The sequence below is a fragment of the Gordonia liuliyuniae genome (assembly GCF_021739025.1).
Taxonomy (GTDB): domain Bacteria; phylum Actinomycetota; class Actinomycetes; order Mycobacteriales; family Mycobacteriaceae; genus Gordonia; species Gordonia liuliyuniae.
The window spans coordinates 164,411-180,632 of sequence record NZ_JAKKOT010000006.1 but is presented as its reverse complement, the minus strand read 5'-3'; the positions used below and the strand labels follow the sequence as shown (position 1 = coordinate 180,632).

The 16,222-nt window shown below is 68.8% G+C and carries 17 protein-coding genes; 9 read left to right on the top strand and 8 right to left on the bottom strand.

The genetic code is table 11. The annotated features are described in order from the left end of the window. Positions 1 to 19 precede the first annotated feature (19 nt). The 3 genes from L5G28_RS14075 to L5G28_RS14065 are packed head-to-tail and all read left to right on the top strand — an operon-like array spanning position 20 to position 2,141. Entirely contained in the window at positions 20 to 367 is a 348-nt protein-coding gene (locus L5G28_RS14075) for a hypothetical protein (RefSeq protein WP_237002078.1), read from the top strand. 2 nt (positions 368 to 369) lie between these two features. Then, positions 370 to 1,362, top strand: a complete 993-nt coding sequence (locus tag L5G28_RS14070) for an ROK family protein (RefSeq protein ID WP_237002077.1) — start codon at positions 370 to 372, stop codon at positions 1,360 to 1,362. Positions 1,363 to 1,415: 53 nt separating this feature from the next. After that, on the top strand, positions 1,416 to 2,141 hold the full coding sequence (locus L5G28_RS14065) for a lysophospholipid acyltransferase family protein (RefSeq protein WP_236998535.1): 726 nt from the start codon (positions 1,416 to 1,418) through the stop codon (positions 2,139 to 2,141). A 44-nt stretch (positions 2,142 to 2,185) separates the two neighbouring features. Here L5G28_RS14065 and L5G28_RS14060 read toward each other — a convergent pair whose 3' ends face one another. Then, a complete protein-coding gene (locus tag L5G28_RS14060; protein WP_237002076.1) occupies positions 2,186 to 3,481 on the bottom strand; it encodes a glycosyltransferase 87 family protein in 1,296 nt (431 codons plus the stop codon). Between the two features lie 41 nt (positions 3,482 to 3,522). Here L5G28_RS14060 and L5G28_RS14055 point away from each other — a divergent pair, with 41 nt between their 5' ends. Together L5G28_RS14055 and L5G28_RS14050 are read left to right on the top strand one after the other, a co-directional pair. Then, on the top strand, positions 3,523 to 4,023 hold the full coding sequence (locus L5G28_RS14055) for a polyadenylate-specific 3'-exoribonuclease AS (protein WP_237002075.1): 501 nt from the start codon (positions 3,523 to 3,525) through the stop codon (positions 4,021 to 4,023). A 10-nt stretch (positions 4,024 to 4,033) separates the two neighbouring features. Further along, entirely contained in the window at positions 4,034 to 5,428 is a 1,395-nt protein-coding gene (locus L5G28_RS14050; protein ID WP_236998532.1) for a class II 3-deoxy-7-phosphoheptulonate synthase, read from the top strand. Between the two features lie 9 nt (positions 5,429 to 5,437). On the opposite strand, the gene L5G28_RS14045 is transcribed toward L5G28_RS14050, so the two are convergent. Beyond that, complete coding sequence (locus L5G28_RS14045; protein ID WP_237002074.1) at positions 5,438 to 6,694, bottom strand: protein kinase domain-containing protein; 1,257 nt, start codon at positions 6,692 to 6,694, stop codon at positions 5,438 to 5,440. A 73-nt stretch (positions 6,695 to 6,767) separates the two neighbouring features. Between L5G28_RS14045 and L5G28_RS14040 the strand changes: the two genes are divergently transcribed. After that, entirely contained in the window at positions 6,768 to 7,133 is a 366-nt protein-coding gene (locus L5G28_RS14040) for an Rv2175c family DNA-binding protein (RefSeq protein WP_237002073.1), read from the top strand. Positions 7,134 to 7,189: 56 nt separating this feature from the next. Here L5G28_RS14040 and L5G28_RS14035 read toward each other — a convergent pair whose 3' ends face one another. The 4 genes from L5G28_RS14035 to L5G28_RS14020 are packed head-to-tail and all read right to left on the bottom strand — an operon-like array spanning position 7,190 to position 12,262. Then, positions 7,190 to 8,176, bottom strand: a complete 987-nt coding sequence (locus L5G28_RS14035) for a phytoene/squalene synthase family protein (RefSeq protein WP_237002072.1) — start codon at positions 8,174 to 8,176, stop codon at positions 7,190 to 7,192. Further along, positions 8,169 to 9,629 (bottom strand): polyprenol phosphomannose-dependent alpha 1,6 mannosyltransferase MptB, encoded by a 1,461-nt coding sequence (mptB, locus tag L5G28_RS14030; protein ID WP_372477232.1) that lies wholly within the window; start codon positions 9,627 to 9,629, stop codon positions 8,169 to 8,171. Before mptB ends, L5G28_RS14035 begins: the two co-directional genes overlap by 8 nt. Before the next feature lie 9 nt (positions 9,630 to 9,638). Continuing rightward, complete coding sequence (gene crtI, locus L5G28_RS14025) at positions 9,639 to 11,156, bottom strand: phytoene desaturase family protein (protein ID WP_237002070.1); 1,518 nt, start codon at positions 11,154 to 11,156, stop codon at positions 9,639 to 9,641. Beyond that, positions 11,156 to 12,262 (bottom strand): polyprenyl synthetase family protein, encoded by a 1,107-nt coding sequence (locus L5G28_RS14020; RefSeq protein WP_237002069.1) that lies wholly within the window; start codon positions 12,260 to 12,262, stop codon positions 11,156 to 11,158. The genes crtI and L5G28_RS14020 overlap by 1 nt, the downstream gene beginning before the upstream one ends. A 115-nt stretch (positions 12,263 to 12,377) precedes the next feature. On the opposite strand from L5G28_RS14020, the gene L5G28_RS14015 reads away from it, so the two are divergent. After that, the gene (locus L5G28_RS14015) at positions 12,378 to 13,346 is read left to right on the top strand and encodes a methylenetetrahydrofolate reductase (protein ID WP_237002068.1); all 969 of its coding nucleotides are present in this window, start codon (positions 12,378 to 12,380) and stop codon (positions 13,344 to 13,346) included. Between the two features lie 20 nt (positions 13,347 to 13,366). Here L5G28_RS14015 and L5G28_RS14010 read toward each other — a convergent pair whose 3' ends face one another. Both L5G28_RS14010 and L5G28_RS14005 read right to left on the bottom strand, forming a co-directional pair. Further along, a complete protein-coding gene (locus L5G28_RS14010) occupies positions 13,367 to 14,200 on the bottom strand; it encodes an LppM family (lipo)protein (protein ID WP_237002067.1) in 834 nt (277 codons plus the stop codon). 4 nt (positions 14,201 to 14,204) lie between these two features. Then, positions 14,205 to 14,912, bottom strand: a complete 708-nt coding sequence (locus L5G28_RS14005; RefSeq protein ID WP_237002066.1) for a GNAT family N-acetyltransferase — start codon at positions 14,910 to 14,912, stop codon at positions 14,205 to 14,207. A gap of 173 nt (positions 14,913 to 15,085) precedes the next feature. Between L5G28_RS14005 and L5G28_RS14000 the strand changes: the two genes are divergently transcribed. Together L5G28_RS14000 and L5G28_RS13995 are read left to right on the top strand one after the other, a co-directional pair. Further along, the gene (locus L5G28_RS14000) at positions 15,086 to 15,586 is read left to right on the top strand and encodes an SAV_6107 family HEPN domain-containing protein (RefSeq protein WP_236998523.1); all 501 of its coding nucleotides are present in this window, start codon (positions 15,086 to 15,088) and stop codon (positions 15,584 to 15,586) included. A gap of 54 nt (positions 15,587 to 15,640) precedes the next feature. Then, positions 15,641 to 16,051: an SCO2097 family morphological protein gene (locus tag L5G28_RS13995; RefSeq protein ID WP_237002065.1), complete on the top strand. Its 411-nt coding sequence runs from the start codon at positions 15,641 to 15,643 to the stop codon at positions 16,049 to 16,051. Positions 16,052 to 16,222: the final 171 nt, after the last annotated feature.

The following is a 16,222-nucleotide window of genomic DNA, read 5'->3' as shown; positions in this document are numbered from 1 at the left end:
TGACAGGAGTCGCATCGAGATGTCCGACCACGAGCGCGATCACCGCGCCGGTGACGCCACGAATGGCGACCTGGTGCAGGAGTTGCTCCTCGGCGTGGCGACGACCATCGACCAGTTGGCCGCGCTGATCGGCGGTGGACAGAACGGGGCGGCGTCGGCGTTGGGTTCCGGCGCGATGTCCGACATGTTCGGGGAATTGGGCACGCTCGTCGCCGAGTTCGGAGATCTCCTGGCGCGCATACTGACTGCCTTCATCACGATCCTCGAAGCCGTCTCTGAGATGTTGCGCTCGACCCCGACGACTCCGGCGAACACGCCGACCGGGTTCGAGTCGATCCCGGTACGGATCGCGACCCCGGGGCGGTAGGCGTGGACGAGCAGACCGGATCGAACCTGACCGTCGGCATCGACATCGGCGGTACGAGCGTCCGGGCGTGCGTGGTCGACCCGACCGGTCGGATCCTCGACACGTTGCGGACCGCGACCCCGGCGACGACCCAGGCACTGGAACACTGCCTCGACCGACTCGTCGGCGAGCTGCGCGACCGGTGGGCGATCGACGCCGTCGGCCTGGCGATCGCCGGATTTCTGACTCCCGATCGCCGGCTCGTGCGCTTCTCGCCGCACCTGGCGTGGCAGGAGGCCGCGGTCGCCGACGACATGGCGGCCCGCATGGGCATGCCGGTGTTCGCCGAGCACGACGCGAACGCGGCAGCCGTCGCCGAACTCCACTTCGGAGCGGCCGCCCGCGGGCACAACACCCTGGTGCTGGCGATCGGCACCGGCATCGGTGCGGGCCTGCTTCTCGGCGGGCAGATCTACCGGGGGAGCTTCGGCGTCGCCCCCGAACTCGGACATCTGACGGTCGTTCCCGATGGCCGACCGTGCGGGTGCGGCAAACGCGGCTGCTGGGAGCGTTACTGCAGCGGGACCGCGCTCGTCGACACGGCCGTCGAACTCCTTGCTTCGCAACGTTTTCCGCGCAGCGTGCTCGCCGCCGAGTCGGATGCGGACCCCGGCTCGCTCACCGGTCGTCGGGTGGCGGCGGCAGCGGCCGACGGCGACCCGGTCGCCGTCGCCGCGTACACCGACCTCGCGCGCTGGCTCGGTATCGGGCTCGGCATGATCGCCGATGTCTTCGACCCCGATCTCATCGTTCTCGCAGGCGGTGTCGGAGCCGCGTCGGGACTGTTCCTCGACGACGCCCGTGAGCACTACACCGCGTCGGTCACCGGCGCGGGTCACCGGCAACTCGCCCGGATCCGCGGCACCCAACTGGGGGAGACAGCTGGCGTCATCGGAGCCGCCGAGGTGGCACGGCAAGGACTGGCCGCGGCGCGCGCGGGCGGCGAAGTAAAATGATCCGCGTGTCCGTCGGGCCGCGCGGCTCCGGATAGAAGGGAACACGGCAACACATGTGGTACTTCCTCTTCAAGTACGTTCTCATGGGTCCTGCGCTGCGGGCCATGGGACGCCCGCGCATCGAAGGGCACGACAATATCCCGTCCGACGGGGCGGCGCTCATCGCGTCCAACCATCTTGCCGTCGTCGACAGCTTCTATCTGCCCCTCATGGCGCGCAGGCGGATCTACTTCCTCGCCAAGTCGGAGTACTTCACCGCGCCGGGCCTCAAAGGCAAGTTCCAGAAGTGGTTCTTCTCCTCGTCCGGGCAGATCCCCATCGACCGCTCCGGGGCGAGCGCTGCCGCGGGCGCGTTGTCGGCGGGCAGGCGAGTCCTCGACGGCGGCGGACTGCTGTGCCTGTACCCGGAGGGCACTCGTTCGCCGGACGGTCGCCTGTACAAGGGGAAGACCGGTCTCGCCCGCATGGCGCTGGAGACGGGCAGCCCGGTTATCCCGGTCGCGATGGTCGGCACCGACCGCATCAACCCGCCCGGGACCATCCTGCCGCGTCCCACCCGGATCACCCTGAAAGTCGGTGAGCCGCTGGACTTCTCGCGTTACGAGGGCATGGCGGGCAACCGTTTCATCGAACGGGCCGTCACCGACGAGATCATGTACGCGCTGATGCGTCTCAGCGGCCAGCAGTACGTCGATATCTATGCGGCGAAGCTCAAGAACGACGACGGCAGCTACACCAAGGCCGAAGACATCATGGGACCCGACCAGCCGGCAGCCTGACGGGACCGCCCGCACAGTTGGGGCCAGGCGCGGTAGGTCGGGGTTCAGGCTGCAGGCACGCTCGTCCGGTACGGCATCCGCCAGAACGCGACGAGCAACGCGATACCCCAGATCGGATACGTGTTACCGATGATGTGCTGCCACCACACCCAACCGTCTTGGATCGGCGGGAGGAGCTGGAACGGGCCGATCGCGAAGACGGCGGCTCCGACGCCTGCGAGGGCGCCGTACACGGTCGCGACCCGGCGGTCACCGGTTCGGGACACGAACACCAAGCACGTCGCGATGGCCGGGACACACCACACCCAGTGGTGCGCCCACGTGGTCGGCGAAACGAGCAGACCCCAGACCGCGACGCTGCACGCGACGACCATCGCGTCGACACGCCCGCCGATCGGCCCGGGAGCGAACGCCTCGCGCGGACGCGCCGCGAGCACCGCGTAGACGGCGGGGACCGTCACGAGCAGACTCGTCACCATCCACAGGATCGACGCGGTGGAGCCGCCGTCGTCGAATAGGCGCAGCCACAGTGCGTTGAGGTTCTGGTTGATGCGGCCCTCGGGCTCGCCGATCCGCCCGGTGTGGAAGAGGGTGTCCGTCCAGTACGTCACTGAGTCGTCCGGCATCCACAGCCAGCCGATGAACGCGGCCGCCCCGAACGTCACAACGCCGACCACCGCGGCGCGGATGCGGCCCGCCGCCAGGAAGACGCCCAAGAACACCAACGGCGTCAACTTGACCGCCGACGCGACGCCGACGAGGACGCCCTGCACGGTGGCGGCGGCCCGGTCGCGGCGACTGATGACGAAGACGTCGACCATGACCAGCGCCATCAGCACCATGTTGATCTGGCCGAAGCCGAGCGTCATCCAGAACGGGTTGAACCACACCGTGACCGCCGACGCGAGAAGCGAAATCTGCCACCGGTTTCGGCGATCGCCGACCCCGAGTACGCGCAACGTCAGCGCGGTGACGTACACCAGCAGGACGGCGGTCACGATCGACACGCCGATGCTCGTCGCCGTCAACGACACCTCGCCGAGCGGGGTGAAGAGCAGCGCGGCGAACGGGGGGTAGGTGAACGGCAGCCAGATCCCGTCCTGTGTGAACGGCAGCGACCCGTCGGCGTACAGGCTGAACCCTTGATGCCAGAGCTGGCCGCCGAGGCGATACACGTCCATGTCGAAGCGGGTCCGCGTCCCCCAGCTGGAGGTGAACGGGACGCCCGCGATCTGCAGTGTGGACGACGCGACGAACGCAAGTGCGGCGAGCACGGACACCACCGGCCCGGGCCGCCATTGGCGCAGCACGGCTTCGGCGGCACGGGTCGAAGAGGGCATAGGACGATTATGGTCTCACGGGGCGCGCTAACCTTCACCCCGTGCGCTACTTCTACGACACCGAGTTCATCGAGGACGGAACGACGATCGAACTGGTGTCGATCGGGATCGTCGCCGAGGACGGCCGCGAGTTCTACGCGTGCTCCACGGAATTCGACCCGGGTCGGGCGGGCGCCTGGGTCCGAGCCAACGTGCTCGACAAACTGCCGTCGCCCGCCGACAAGGCGTGGAAATCGCGGAGTGCGATCCGCGATGACCTGCACGAGTTCCTCACCGCGGGCGAGGGACGCATCGAGTTGTGGGCGTGGGTGGCGGCCTACGACCACGTCGTGCTGTGCCAGTTGTGGGGGCCGATGACCGAACTGCCGCGAAACATGCCGCGCTTCACCAGGGAACTGCGGCAGCACTGGGAGGCGGCTGGCTCGCCCACACTGCCGCCCGCGCCGAAGGACGCGCACGACGCGTTGGCCGACGCGCGCCACAACGTGAACAAGTGGCGTTCGATCGAGGCGGCGCGCTCAGCCGTCGACGACGCAGGATAGGCTGAACACCGTGGTGAACTGGACCGTAGACGTACCGCTCGAAGAACTCCCCGAACTGCCGCCGTTGCCCGGCTCGCTGGCCGCACGGTTCGAGGACGTGCTCGCACGCCCCGCGCTCCAGCAGCCCAACTGGCCTGCGCAAGAGGCGCGGAAGATGCGGACGGTTCTGGAGAGCGTTCCGCCGATCTGCATGCCGACCGAAGTCGAGAACCTCGCCGATCAACTCGCCGAGGTCGCGCACGGGCGGGCGTTCCTGCTGCAGGGCGGCGACTGCGCGGAGACATTCGCGGCGAACACCGAACCGCACATCAAGGGCAACATCCGGACACTGCTGCAGATGGCCGTCGTCCTCACGTACGGCGCGAGCCTGCCGGTGGTCAAGGTGGCCCGCATCGCCGGGCAGTACGCCAAACCGCGTTCGGCCGACAAGGACGCGCTCGGCCTCCTGTCGTACCGCGGCGACATGGTGAACTCGCTGGCCGCCGACGAGGCGTCGCGTGTCCACGACCCGTCGCGACTGGTCCGCGCCTACGCGAACGCTTCCGCCGCGATGAACCTGGTGCGTGCACTCACCGGGGCCGAGGCGCGACTGGCACGCGTACACGACTGGAACCGCGAGTTCGTACGCACCTCACCGGCGGGCGCCCGCTACGAGGCGTTGGCCGCGGAGATCGATCGCGGCCTCAAATTCATGGACGCGTGCGGCGTCACCGACTCGAGCCTCGAGTCGGCATCGATATTCGCCTCACACGAGGCCCTCGTCCTCGACTACGAACGTGCGATGCTGCGTCTGGCCGACGACCCGCGCGGCGGTGACGACCAGGTCCTCTACGATCTGTCGGCGCACTTCCTGTGGATCGGCGAGCGCACCCGCCAGATCGACGGCGCCCACGTGGCGCTCGCCAAACTCATCAGCAATCCGATCGGGATGAAGATCGGGCCGACGACGACCCCCGAGCAAGCCGTCGAATACGTGGAGCTCCTCGACCCGGACAACCGTCCGGGACGGTTGACGCTGGTGTCGCGCATGGGCAACGGCAAGGTCCGCGAGGTACTCCCGGCGATCGTGCAGGCCGTCGAACAGACCGGCCACAAGGTGATCTGGCAGTGCGACCCGATGCACGGAAACACGCACACCGCGTCGACCGGTTTCAAGACCCGCCACTTCGACCGCGTCGTCGACGAAGTGCAGGGCTTCTTCGAGGTGCACCGCGCGCTGGGCACCCATCCGGGCGGCGTCCACATCGAGTTGACCGGTGAAGACGTCACCGAATGCCTCGGTGGAGCGCAGGACATCTCCGATCTCGATCTCGAAGGCCGCTACGAGACGGCGTGCGATCCCCGCCTGAACACCCAGCAGTCGTTGGAATTGGCGTTCCTGGTCGCCGAGATGCTGCGCGGATAGGCGAGCTGGTCAGGCCAACGTCGCGCCGATTGCCCAGCCGAGGGCGCCGACGCCGGCCCCGGCCACGATGATCAGGAACGACCACACGAGGGCGGTCAGGCGACTCGCCCGCGGCATCGGACGGTCGACGTCGGCCCCGAGAGGGGCCGGGCCGCGCGCCGGTTCGCGGACGTCGTCGTAGTCCGCGTACGGGTCCCCATAGTCGTCCGCGCCGTAGTCTTGCTCGTAGTAGTCGTCCCCGTAGTAGTCGTCCCGGGAGTAGTCGTCCCCGGAGTAGTCGGGACCGTCGAACTCGTCGGGGTCGGTCGCTTGGCGCGTCCCGACCACCGCGCGCGGAGCCTGTGGTGGCTGGACGGGGCGCGCGATCGCGGAGGTGACGCGGGCCGACGCCTGGTGGGGTGCGGGGACGGTGAACGCGGGGAGCCCGAGCTCGTCGACGGCGTCGAGGAGCGCGTGCTGCATGGCGAAGCCGTCGACGAACCGGTCATCCGGATGGCGTTCGGTCGCGCGCAGCACGATGTCGTCGAGCTGTGCAGGCACTCCGTCGATGATGTCGCCGGGGGCCGGCACGTCGTACGACAGCCGCTGGTAGGCGAGTGCGAGCTGGGTGGAACCGCTGAACGGCTGACGTCCGGTGAGGAGTTCGAACAGGAGGACGCCCGCCGAGTACACGTCGCTGCGCGCATCGATCTCGGTCGACGACACCTGCTCTGGTGACAGGTAGGCTGCCGTGCCGAGGATGACGCTCGCCGACGTGACGCCGGCCTCCGCGACGGCGCGGACCAGCCCGAAGTCGGCGACCTTGATGTCGCCCGAATCGGAGATCAGCACGTTCTCGGGTTTCACGTCGCGGTGGACGAGTCCGGCGCGGTGGGCGGTGCCGAGTCCGCCGAGCATCGGGATGCCGACCGCGGCGACTGCGTGCGGCGGCATCGGACCGCGTTCGCGGAGCAGTTCGCGGATGCTCCCGCCGCGGACCAGTTCCATGACGAGGAACGCCACCTCCCCGTCGATGCTCTGGTCGTAGACGGCGACCAGCCCGGGATGGTTGAGTCCGGCGACGGCGCGCGCCTCGAATTCGAAGCGGCGCAGGAACTGTGGATCGCCGACGTAGCGTGCATCCATCACTTTGACCGCGACGCGACGGTGCAGCCGCAGATCGGTGCCGACGTAGACCGCAGACATCCCGCCGCGCGCGATCGGCGCGTCGATCTGATAGCGGCGTTCCAGGACGCGGCCGATCAGCGGGTCGACGGGAGTGCTCACGGTGATCGAATCTACCCGTAACGCATGGGAAGCCGTGTGACCCTGAGGTCTCGGGCGGGTAGTGTCTTCCCTCGTGGGTTCCCTTCCGCTTTCCATCGACATTCTTCCCGACGACGCCGAGGTCTTGAGCCTCGATGAGGCCGCAGACCGGCTACGGGTCTCGACCAATCGGGTCCGTACTCTCATCCGCGATCACAATCTTCTCGCAGCGTCCCGTGGCGGACAGCCGGTGATCCCGGCAGCCTTCTTCGGTCCGGGCGGACTCGCGAAGCACTTCGAAGGACTCGTCACGATCCTGCTCGACGGCGGATACACGCGTGACGATGCACTGGCGTGGCTGTTCGAAGAGCAGACCGATCTCGGGCTGCGGCCCGCGGACGCGCTGCACACGCATTCGGCGCGCGAAGTCCTGCGACGGGCCCAAGCTCAGGCGTTCTGACTCAGCTCAGGCGGTCTGACTCAGCACAGGCGGTCTGACTCCGACTACGAGACGGGTCACCGCGTACGGATGACGCGGCTCGTCGCAGGCACCGCGGTCGGCAGCGCGGCTATGGCGTGGCCGATCCGTGTTCTGGTCGGTACGACGGCTCGCGCTGCGACAACGTCGTGGCCGGTCTCTTCGATCACTCGCAGGATGTCGCCGTACGAGCGCGCGGCCGCGGTGATCGCCGGACGACTGGCGCCCGGCAGCCGTGCGACGAACGGTGTGGCGCGACGGTACTGGTCACGGTTCACCGCGATCAGGTGGGCGACGGCGCGACGCAGCGGACGGCTCGCCGAGCCGCGTGCGAGGTCCGTGTGCAACGACGCTTCGTCGACGCCGAACGCCGCGAGCTCGTCCAACGGCAGATAGATCCGATCTCGGCGCAGATCCTCGGCGACATCGCGCAGGAAGTTCGTCAACTGGAATGCTTCGCCGAGCAGTGCCGCGCCGTCGGCGAGCGCGGTGTCGGCGCCGAGAATCGGGACGAGCTGGAGGCCGATCACTCCGGCCGAGCCGCAGGTGTAGTCGGCGAGTTCGTCAAACGTCCGATACCTGTTCTGGAACACGTCCGTTCCGGGAATGTCCATCCGCATGGATCGGATGAACGCCTCGAACGTGTCGATGCCGATTCCGTTGTCGTGCACGGCTTCGGCGAGCGCGGCCAGGATGTCGGCGTCGTCGCCGCGGAGCGGGTCTGGTGCGGGGGAGCCGGCCAGGGCGGCGGCGAGCCCGGCTTCGAGCAGATCGACGCGGTCTGCGGCCGCCGGGGCGGGCCGCTCGCCGTCGACCGCGTCGTCGACGATCCGTGCGAACGCGTACAGCGCGTGAACTGCCCGCCTGCGCGGGGCGGGCAGCAGCAGCGACGCCAGGTAATAGGTGCGGCCCGCGTTGGACGTCACTGTTCGGGCGATCGCGAAGCCGCGCGCCGCGTCACCCCCAGCGGCCTCACCCCCGGTCGCCTCACCCCCGGCCGCCTCACCCATGGTCGCCTCACCCATGGCCGCGCAGGACGGCGCCGAACCGATTCAACCGCAACGGGTCTCGGCGGCGCAGAGACACCGCGGCGAGGACCCCGAGCGCCACAGCCAGAAGGGATTCGAACGGCTTGTAGAACAGGATCGAGTCGTCGGGCTGGAACACGATCAGCAGGACGACGCTCGCCACGACGACCACCTGGCGTGCCCACATCGGCAGCGTGAACGCGACCACGAGAACAGTGACCCACGTGTAATACCAGGGCAGCGTGGACGGCTCCAACACCAGCACGGCGAACACCGCCCAGCACATGAACGCCATCGCCGTCCGCTCGTCGCGTCGTCCGCGCCACCAGAGATAGACGAGCAGCACGCCCATCACGACCGAACCGACCGTCCGAGTGACCCCCAACACCTCGTGGAGGTTCCAGGCGTGGAACGGGGACGCGATCCAGGCGACCAGGTGGGCGGCCAGCGTGGGCAGGGTGAACGGGTTGATGATCCGGTTGGCGAACGCGAGACCGTTCAACCAGCCGAAGCCGAGACCGAGAGCGAGCGTGAACGCAGCGAACACCGCCGCCGGAATCGCCGCCGTCGCCGCGAAGACACCGATCCGATCACGCGCGGTGACTGTCCGCTCGCGACGGAGATGATCCAGCCAGATCCAGACGACGAACGGCACCACCACGCCCGCCGTCACCTTCAACGACACCGCGAGCCCCAGTACGACCAGCCCCGCCGCGTGCCGCCCGCTCAACACGAGAGCGGCCCCGGCGGCGAGGACGCCCATCAACAGCATCTCGCCGTGCGGGCCACCGACCAGATGGATCAACAGCAGCGGATTCAACAGGGCGAGCCAGAGCCCCGACCGACGGCTCGCACCGAAGTGCGCGGCGATCCGCGGCACCGCCCACAACGCCAACAGCAGACCTGGGAGAAGCACGATCCGGAACGCCATCACGCCGGCGAACACGTTCTCTCCGGTCACCGCGACGACCCCGCGCGCCAGCAGCATGAACGCCGGACTGTACGGCGACGTCGTCGGCGCCCAGATCTGCGCCATCGAGTCGAGGATCGGACCGGGCACGTGCGCCGGGCCGTCGTTGTAGGGATCGAAACCATCCGCGAGGACCGCGGCCTGTCCGAGGTAGGCGTACACGTCGCGGCTGAAGACCGGGATCGCGAACACCAGCGGAGCCGCCCAGACGAGGACCGTTGCGGATGTCGCGCGCAGGCTCATCGCCTCGCGGTCGCGCCCGATCCTGACCCACGCCATCACCATCAGGGTGACGCCCAGCCAGAACACGATGCCCGACAACGTCTTGCCGTGGCCGTACGCCATCGGCGCCAGGCCCAGGTCCGCGAGCGTCGCGTCGTTCCGCGGGATGTCCGCCAGCCCGTAGGTCCCGACGGTGACGGCGACCGAGCCGAGCAAGCCGAGGGCCGAGTCCGGGTATCGACGGAGGAGATCGCTCACAGACGACATCTACCGTCCACCACCTGGGCCGCGCAGCAGATCGGTGACTCGGGCGGCCGCCAGACCGCCGGACACCAGCACCGGCGGGATGCCGACGCCGGGCACCGTCGCGCTGCCGGCCAGGACGAGGTTCCCGCTCGTAGGCCACACATTCGCCGTCCGCAGCGGTCCGGTCTGCGACGCGGTGTGCGCTACCGAGAACGGTGTGCCTGCGGGTAGCCCGGCACGCGCCCACGTCTTCGGGTGGTCGACGCGCAGCACGTGCATCCCGTCGATCCCGGTGTATCCGCGCGATGCGAGCGTGCCCAGGACCTCGTCGGTGTACGGTCCGGCGATCCGATCCCAGTCGAGTCCGGCCGACTGGAGGTTCGGCGCCGGAGCCAGGACCGACACCGACTCCAGTCCGTCGGTGACGAACGTCGACGGGTCGCTCACCGCGCTGCGGGTGATCAGGAACGACCCGTCGGACATGAGCCGTCCGCGACGCGCGGTGATCTCGGCGAACGTCTGCGACCAGGCCGAGCCGAAATCGACGGTGTGGTGCCCGGAGCGCCAGGTCGATGTCGTCGCATCGGGCAGCACGCCGTGCACGACGAGCGCGCTGGGGGAGTAGCGGAGTCGTCGCCTCGGGTGTTCCCCGATGAGTCGGGCGACGCCGTCGCGCTCGAGCGTCGCGACGACCGCGTCGACCTCCACGACGTCGTCATCGGTCCCGACCGCCGTGACCCGGCCGTGGGCGTTGCGCCTGATCGACGTGATCGGGGTTCGGTAGACGATGTCGACCCCGCTGTCCACGAGCGCATCGGCGAGGACTCGTCCGACTCGGCCCATGCCGCCCTCGGGCGCCGAGACGCCGCGGCCGATATCCATGTCGGCGATGATCGCGTAGATCGCCCGCGCCCGATGCGGCGGGACGCCCGCGTACAGGGCTTGAAAGGTGAACGCGCGCTGCAGCCGCTCGTCGGTGACATGTCGCGCGACGGCGCCGCCGAGCCCGCCGAGGGTGCGCAGGCCGACGAGGCGGGCTGCGGCCCGCCGCGTGCGCGCATCGGTCAAGTCGGCGAGGCCGTCGTAGTTGCGATCGATGAACGTGTCGAACTCGGCGTCGTAGACGCGGCGAAGCCATCGCAGGAGGTCGGCGACGCCGTCGCCCGCCTGCACGCCGAACACCGATGCGACCGCGGCCGGGATCTCGGCCGCCTCGTGGGGGATCGACAGCGACGAGCCGTCCGCGTAGTTCATGACATAACCGGGGTCCACCGGCGCCAGCGCGAGACGTCTATGCGCTTCGTCCCCGCCGACGCCGAGAGCCCCCAGCACATCGACCAACAGTGACGGCATGGTGAGCACGGTGGCTCCGGTGTCGAATCGGTGGCCGCCGACGGTCTCGGTGCGAACGAGTCCGCCGGGGGAGCCCGACGCCTCGAATACGGTGACGTCCGCCCCGGTCGCGCGCAGGTGCGCCGCGGCGGCGAGACCGGAGAGCCCTGCACCGATCACGGCCACGCGGGGAGCGCGTGAGCGCATCACCGGCTCCGGACCGTGATGCGCTGCGCGAGCGCGCGCAGGTCGGCGCGCGCCGACTCGGCACAGTCGAGCCCCTCGATCCGCGCCAATCCCGCGTCGCGCCGCTCGGTGATCTGGCGCTCCGTCTCGGCGACCGCGCCGGAATCGACGAGAACGCCGCGTGCCGCGGCGAGCTCCGCTTCGTCGAGGGCGCGCCCGATGCTCGCCCGAAGGACGGCCGCAGCGTCGCCGTCGGCACGCTGCAGGGCGACGGCCAGGAGCGCGGTCCGCTTACCCGCGACCAGGTCGTCACCGGACGGTTTGCCGGTCTGTTCCGGGTCGCCGAACACCCCGAGAAGGTCGTCGCGCAGCTGGAATGCGATGCCGAGGTCGATGCCGATCCCGTGGAGCTCACGGCGCAGCGTCTCGTCGGCGCCGCCGAGCGTCGCACCGAGTTCCAGCGGCCGCGCCACCGTGTACGCGGCCGTCTTGTAGGCCATGACGCGCTCGGCGGCCGTCGACGACTCGTCGCCCGACGCCTCGTTCGTGATGTCGAGGAACTGGCCTGCGAGAACCTCGGTCCGCATCTGCGACCAGACGGCGGACGCCGCGAACGGCGTCGGACGCGGCGGCTCGCGCTGCGCGGTGTCGCCGACGGGCAGCACTCCATGGAACAGGTCGTCCGCCCACGCCAACGCCAGATCGCCGATCAGAATGGCCGCGGAGTCGCCGTAGTGCGCGGCGTCCCGGTCCCAGCCCCGAGCGCGGTGCATCGCCTCGAAACGGCGATGCACGGTCGGATTGCCGCGCCGTGTGTCCGACCTGTCGAGGATGTCGTCGTGCACCAGCGCGCACGCCTGGATCAGCTCGATCGCCGCGCACACCCGCAGCGTCTCAGCGACCGACTCCGGAGTTTCGCTCACCGTGATTTTATCTCCGGCGCAGTGTCGTCCGGCGTAGACGAACATCGGCCGGATGCGCTTGCCTCCGGTCATCACGAAGTCACGCAGGGCGCGGCCGCCGTCACCGACGGTCGGATAGATCGATTCCAGGATCGGCCCCGTGGCCTGGAAGAACTCGTCGAGGACCGCGTCCACTGCGGCGGGCACATCGGTCAGATTCAGCACGCGGTCAGCCTACCGGGGTGCTATCGCGTGACTGCTCTCACGGCTGCCGCGTGCGGTGCGACGTCGGCGGTGGCGGTCAGGAGGACCGACGTGGACGCATCCGTATGATCGGGGCGTGAGTGAAGCAACTACGTCTGTCCCCGCGCGCGCGGGCGGCCAATCGGTCGTCGAAGCGATCGCAGCGGACCACAGCGGACCGGTGCCCTTCTCCGTCGAGTTCTTTCCGCCCCGGGACGCCGACGCCGAAGCCCGGCTGTGGCGTGCCGTGCGGATCTTCGAGCGCATGAACCCGGCGTTCGTCTCGATGACCTACGGCGCGGGCGGTTCGACCCGCGACCGCACCGTCCGCATCGCTGGCGAACTGGCCACTGAGACCACGTTGCTGACCATCGCCCATCTGACCGCCGTCAACCACAGCGTCGACGAACTGCGCGCCTTGGTCGGCGCCTACGCGGACAAGGGAATCGTCAATCTCCTTGCGCTGCGCGGCGACCCGCCCGGCGACCCGCTCGGTGACTGGACCGCGCACCCCGACGGCGTCGAGTACGCGTCAGAGCTCGTCGACCTGATCGGTGGTCTCGGTGAGTTCCACACCGGCGTCGCATCGTTCCCCGAAGGGCACCACCGGGCACCCGACCTGGACGCCGACACCGAGAATCTCGTCCGAAAGCTCCGGGCCGGGGCCGAGTACTCGGTGACACAGGTCTTCTTCGACGTGGAGGACTATCTGCGTCTGCGCGACCGCGTCGTCGCCGCAGACCCCGAGCAGGGCGCCAAGCCGATCATTCCGGGCCTCATGCCGATCACATCACTCGCAGGCGCGCGCCGTATGACCGAACTGTCGGGCAGCCGGATCCCCGCCGACGTCGAGGAGCGACTGGCCCGCGCGGCGGGCGCCGGGCCGGACGAGAATCGGGAAGCCGTCCGGGCCGTCGGCATCGACCTATGCACCGAGACGTCGGAACGGCTGATCGCCGAGGGTGCGCCATGCCTGCACTTCTGCAGCCTCAACTTCGCCAAGGCCACCAGCGAGGTGCTCGACCGGATCGGCGTCGACACCCGAGGCGCGTTCACCCCGGTGTGAACGCTCCGCGCTGACATTCTCTAGGGCTCCTCCGGATCGGTCTCGTCCTTCGAGACCTTGTCGGCCACCTTCTGCAATGGTGCGGGCAGCGGCTTGGACTTGAGGACGCGGCCGGGGCGCGGGCTGTTGTCTCTGTTCTTGTAGGCCGCGATGGCGATGAAGGCGATCACGGCGGCGCACAGCAGCAGCATGAACCACGTCCAGCTGGGGACGGCGGCGGTCGCCGGGTCGGCGTACTCGGCGTCGGCGTTGAACTCCGTCGCCTGGCCGGGTTCGGGCAGCCACGTGACCGTGGAGTCGCCGGACTGCTGACCGTTGGTCGCGACGACCGGTCCCGCGAAGTCGACGGTGATTGCGATGTAGGACGTCTTCGGGTCGAGTTCGGCGAGCGCGGTCGTACCCCGCAGGCGCACGAAGTCTCCGCTGCGCGTGACCTTCATGTCGACCGTTGCAGTCGGATCGGGGAGCGCGCCCGCGATGATCGCGCCGAGCTGCCCGAACTGGCCGGTCGACAGATGGTCGAACGAGAGCTGGGCTCCGGTCTTACCCTCCGCGGTCGGCCCGGTCTGCTCCTCGCCCGACTCCTCGTCGGTCTGCTCGGCGCCCGAGGTCTTGGTCGGCGCCGGGGCGGTGTCCTCCGACGGGAAGTCGGCCGCCCACACCTGCCCGCTCAGTGAGGCGGGAATGTCGAACGCCGGCGTCGTCGGACCCGAGTCCGGGCTGGTGGCGACGATGACGCGGCCGGAGAACTGATCGCCGACCGTCGTCGACTTGGTCAGGCATCCCGACAGCAGCGGCACCAGCGCGAGCAGTGCGACGACAGCGAGTATCGGGATGCGGCGCAGTGACTTCACGGTGTCATCGTGCCAGAGGGTCGCGTCGATCAGCGTCGCGACACGGGTCGGCGGGGCCGGACAACGGGAGCGCTCGACCGAGAAATGCGAACGGGCGCGGGTCGCCGACGAATGAGAAGTGGCGCAGGATGTCGGTGAATCCGAGCCGACGGTACAGCGACCAGGCGCGGTTCTCCTCGTACGGGACCTCCGGCGTCGACAGCAGAACCGTCGCCTCGTGTCGGTCGGCGAGCAGCGCGGTCAGCAGGCGTTCACCGACGCCGCGGCCCTGTGCGATCGGGTGGACGTGCAACTCGGTGAGTTCGAAGTAGTCCGCGGTGATCGCGGTGATCTCGTCGCCGGTCCGGCCGGTGCGGCGCAGACCCGAACGTAACTGCTGGTTCCACCATTGGTCGCGCGCGCCGCGATAGCCGTACGCGACACCCACCAGGATCTCCCGTTCGAAGCCGAGAAGGCCATCCACGCGCAGGCGGCTCACCGCGGGTCGGAGCGCGTCAACGGCCGAGACTCGCGTGACGGCGCCGACTGCGAACCAGCCGGGACGCGCGAAGTGGTCGCGCCACAGCGGCGCCCGATGTTGCTCGGTACTGCGTGGGTAATTCATCGCGGTCACATAGGTGTGCACCGCGGGGGCGAGCCACAGGTCGGCGTCGGCGGCGTCGAGGGCGACGATCTGGAACGGGGACGGTGATGCCTGAGGCGGCGCTGTCATCCGCGTGCACCCTCCCCTGTCTGGTCGGCATGGCTGGTCGAAACGATCTCGCACCGCGAGTGGGTGAGAATCCTTCGCGAAGACATTAGCGCGCGGGAATTGTCAGACCCTCGTGGGAGTCTCTACTCAACCGGGCCCGAGACGGGCCGATCTGAAGTGGGTGAGGAGGCGAGATGGCACAGACCGTGCGGTCACAGTCGAAGCAGATCGTCGACGAGCGTGTCGTCATGCGCAGCCGGGAACTCCTCGAACGCGCCGAAGCGTTGTTCGACGACGCAGCCGCGATCGACGACGACGGAGCCGAGCGTTTCCGCGTGTTCTATCTGGCGGCGATCCGGGCAGCGGGCGCCGTGCTCGCCGTGCACGAACCCCCGGGGCCCGTTCGTCGCCGCCGTGACGCGCGGGACGCATGGAGCCGCATCCGCGCGGTGGCTCCCGAAGCGCACGATCTCGCCGAGTACTTCGGCGGGCTGTCGGGCATGCGCGCAAAGGTGGAAGCCGGACTCATTCGGTCGGTGGACTCGACGCTCTGTGCACGTGTGGAGCGACGTGCGATGGAGTTCCTCGATGTGGCAGATGCCACGCTGTTGGCGTATGAACAGGGGAAGATCGGGCATCGACGCCGTGCGTCAGCCAGGGAAGGTGGTCGTTCGGCCGATCTGCTCGTATCATGAGACTTAACTGGGCATTGACAAGATGACGCCCGGACGACCAGCGAGGGAGGGATGGTGCCGCTTTCCGAGCACGAGCAGCGGATGCTCGATGAAATTGAAAGCGCGCTGTACGCCGAGGATCCGAAGTTCGCCTCGAGCGTCACTAAGCAGCGCGTAGGTCGTCCGACAGCGCGACGTCGTCTGATCGCCTCGCTCGGGTTCCTCATCGGGCTCGCCATGTTGGTCGGCGGACTGATGATCGACTTCGACATCGGCGGGCTCAAGATTCTGAGCTTCATCGGATTCCTCGTCATGTTCGGTGCGGCTGCCTTCGGGCTGCTCGCTCCGAAACACCACGGCGCACCCGATGCGGGCGGGCGGTCCGAGGGCCGCGGCGGATCGAAGCCGCACAACGGCGGAAAGTCGTCGTTCAGTGAACGTATGGAGTCGCGCTTCCAGCGACGATTCGACCAAGACGATCACTAATGGACCGACGATCACCGGTAGACAGGACCTGACCGTCACAACGCGATAGCACGACCCGAGATCGGGGTCGCACCTTTCTTACGAGGGTGCGGCCCCGATCTTTTCGTCTGCCCACCCCGTTCCACCCCGCGTTCCCCACCTTTCCCCACCCGGTCTCCCCACTTTGACCCA